3 protein-coding genes are annotated in these 3,253 nt (G+C 40.2%); all 3 read right to left on the bottom strand.

Annotated features, from left to right (window positions below; genetic code table 11):
- A partial coding sequence (locus ACFIJP_RS08650) for a transglycosylase SLT domain-containing protein (RefSeq protein ID WP_375626991.1) occupies positions 1-272 on the bottom strand: 272 nt, incomplete at its 3' end.
- Positions 272-2,407, bottom strand: a complete 2,136-nt coding sequence (locus ACFIJP_RS08655) for a glycine zipper family protein (RefSeq protein WP_375626993.1) — start codon at positions 2,405-2,407, stop codon at positions 272-274. The genes ACFIJP_RS08650 and ACFIJP_RS08655, both read right to left, overlap by 1 nt.
- Before the next feature lie 6 nt (positions 2,408-2,413).
- Entirely contained in the window at positions 2,414-3,181 is a 768-nt protein-coding gene (locus ACFIJP_RS08660) for a hypothetical protein (protein WP_375626994.1), read from the bottom strand.
- Between the last annotated feature and the right edge of the window lie 72 nt (positions 3,182-3,253).

Consider the following 3,253-nt stretch of genomic DNA (forward strand, 5'->3'; position numbering starts at 1 on the left):
AACAGACGGCTTAAATGATTGCGATTATCAAGTGTCAACCGCCCCATGGCATCTGCCGCTTGCATGGGGTCAAAACGGTCTTGCAAACCATATTGTTTGGCGGTGCTGTCTATAAATTGATACAAACCACCAGCAGAAGAGCGGGGATTCCTTGCATTCGGATTGCCTCCACTTTCCACTTGCGCAACACGGTACAAATAACTCTCTGGCAAACCATAACGTGCTGCTGCTTGACGGATCGCTTGATCTACTGAAGGACTATAACGGGTCATTAACCCTTACTCCTTAAAAATCTTCCCGCTTCTCCTAACGCTGCCGAAGAAATGAAATGCCAAAAATGGTCACTACCAATTCCTGCTTTATGTAATCGTATAAATCTTTGTAACATTTGAGCAACTTCCTTCTGGTTCATACCTTTAACGCCAAAAGTTGCTAATTTCGCTATATCACGTTCAAGTATTTGCCTTTCTTTTTGTGGCAATTTTCTAATCGTATCAGATAAAATATTTTGTATAATTTTTGCCCCTGCATGTGCTGCACTAGTTTTTCCATACGGTATATTAACACCTGTTAAATAATTATGTTCAGGCGTTCCTTGAAACGGTTTCAGTGCTCTTTTCGCCGCATCTTCATAGAACCTTTCACCCTCTACAGCTTTTCTAAACGCATGAATGTTTTTAGAGCTTAAAGATCTGCTTAGATTATCTGACATGCTACCCGTTTGTAAAATATTTGAAAGGCTATTAATAGGACGCGAACCTTTTAATAGATCATCAATATAGTCTCTCATCCCTACATGATAAGTATTGAGACCACTAGGCATTGCTCCTTTACGAAGACCTTCTGCAATCCCCTCTCCCGATACGTCCCTCTGTGCAATGTTTTTGCCTTGTTTTATCGCTTCTTCAAAACCTTCATATTTGGCTACACTAGCCCGTGCTGCTTTATAAGTAGGAGAAATTTGGTCCGCTATCTCTACTAAGTCTTTTTTAAGCGATTTATATACATGAGCCATTTGGTTATCACCAAAATTATGATACTTCTTGCTAAGGTAATCGAGAGACTTCTTCGTTTGATCTAATAACTCCATCGTAGGCTTGTAATTAATGTGCCTAAATTCTCTCGAATAAAACATCTCTGGTTTTGCAAGGCGACGGTCCTTTGTTAAGACTTTAACGGCTCGCTCGACTGCTTCTTGAAATGCTTCATGTGCAAAAAGATCATTAAGAGCTGCATAATGCTCTTTTCCTACTGGAGTACGATACACCTGTGCATAAATAGGTTGATATTCTTTTTCTCCTTGCTCTTGAAGTACCCTTTTTAAAACTTTCGTATCTTGAAGAGGTGTAATGTTTTCATCTGCCGACTGACCAATACGGTGAATAGCATTCTGCACTCGTTCCCCATGTGCTCCTTTCAAAAGTTCAGAAACACGCGCATTTGTTTTCCCCATATTCGCAAGGGATACTTCTAAATTTGGACTGATATCTGTCAAAAATGCATGGCGTGGCGCAGAGCCAAGACGCTCTGCAACATTCTCAACACCATCATCATATAATGTTTTTGCAACTTCCCTAACCGCTTTGGTTTGAACTTCCTTATGAGCAGGATTAAAACGACCTCCTTTCATAAAGGGAATATAGGGAACATGTTGCAATCCCCTTGCCATTTTTTTTGTACCCCAAGAAGCAACTGTACCGGCAAGAGAACCAATAGGACCAGCTACTGTTCCAATACCACCACCAAACCCTGCCGATATAAGACGACCAGAAAGACCCTCTCCTGCTCCAGAGCCATGTAAAGCTCCTGAACCTGCCCCGAACATCATCGCCTTACCAATATTTCCAAGTGTTGACATATGCTTTGCAAGAGCCAAAGCCCTTAATGGAGGCACAAAAAGTGAGAGTCCTGTCGGTACAAGTGAACCAGCAGCATAAGCAATAGAAGACCAAATAGGATATTTCTCTTGCAAGGCTTTTTGGTAAGCGCGCTCCTTAGCTACCCGTCTATTATATATCTCCTCTGCTTTCTTATCACCACGCCAATAATCTATAAAACCCGCTTCATTGGCTGCTTTCATCTCGTCAAAATAATCTGCCGTCGCACCAGACGCGCTATTCCTCATAACAGCATCCAACACCGTAAGATCTTTATCATCAAATGAGAAATCATCTGTTGTAGTTGATTGATTAGATAGCTTCGCAATCTCAGCGGGATCTTCAACTACGCGGAAACGTGTTCCGTTCTTAGCGTATACATATCGAGGAGAAGATGAAGAAGAACTGTTAGCATTTGATCTTATAATCTTTTCAATCTCAGCAGAATCTTCAACTACACGAAAACGTGTCCCATTCTTAGCATATACATATTGAGAATTAATCGCACCAGAAGTCTTATAAGGGGCCATTAATATTTACTCCTTAACCAGAAATTCACCACTGGAACTATCCACAAAATAAAGTACGTTATCCTTAATAGATGCCTCTTCTAAACTCATCTTTGGTATATTTTCACTACCTCCTTGTGACACCAACCCATTAGTAAAAGATTGAGAAGGGTCTTTTTTACGCTCTTTTACTTCCAATCCATGTGATAACCTATAAATTTCTTCATTATTAAATTCTTGAAAATGTGCAAGCATCTTCTTAATATTTAAAAGTCTTGTATGTAATACTTCAGGCTTGTCACTAATATCTAAAGTACCATAAGATGATACTAACCACTGGCTTTCTTTCTCAGATAATGGACCAACACCTACGGTTCCATTCTTACTTTGTTTTTTGATTGATGCAATCACTCGCTTAAAGACACCGCCTTGAATCTGAGTAAATAGATATTTTAATGTTTTGGCATCAGATCCTGGGAAAATTTGAGTAACCGTACCACCTTTACCAGCAACCCAATCTGGATCACTCTCTATAAGTTTAATGGCATGATTAACCGCACCCATAGTATTATCAATTTCTAATGCAACTTCTTTCACATACTCTCTCTTATTTGTTTCCCACTCTTCTATGTCTCGTTTTTTCTGATTATACTCCAATTCCTGTAGAGATCCTTTAATCGGTCTCGCTTCACGTTCACCTGTCTCCGGATTGATATACCATTGATGCCCCAGAGGTAACTTAGGAGTATCACCACCTGTTAGCATCGCACTAAGCATTTGCGGATTACGTGCCATGAACCGCGCCTCTTCTTCACTGTACCCTTTAGATTTTAGATACTCGACAGTCTGGTTAACCTGTCCTCTTTT

This window comes from Bartonella sp. MU37NMGALS, assembly GCF_042194015.1.
In the GTDB taxonomy this organism is placed as follows: Bacteria; Pseudomonadota; Alphaproteobacteria; order Rhizobiales; family Rhizobiaceae; genus Bartonella; species Bartonella grahamii.

What these genes read in the sequence shown, in the direction of transcription:
- ACFIJP_RS08655 (WP_375626993.1), bottom strand. Translation starts at nt 2,407, where the DNA reads ATGGCCCCTTATAAGACTTCTGGTGCGATTAATTCTCAATATGTATAT.
- ACFIJP_RS08660 (WP_375626994.1), bottom strand. Translation starts at nt 3,181, where the DNA reads ATGGCACGTAATCCGCAAATGCTTAGTGCGATGCTAACAGGTGGTGAT.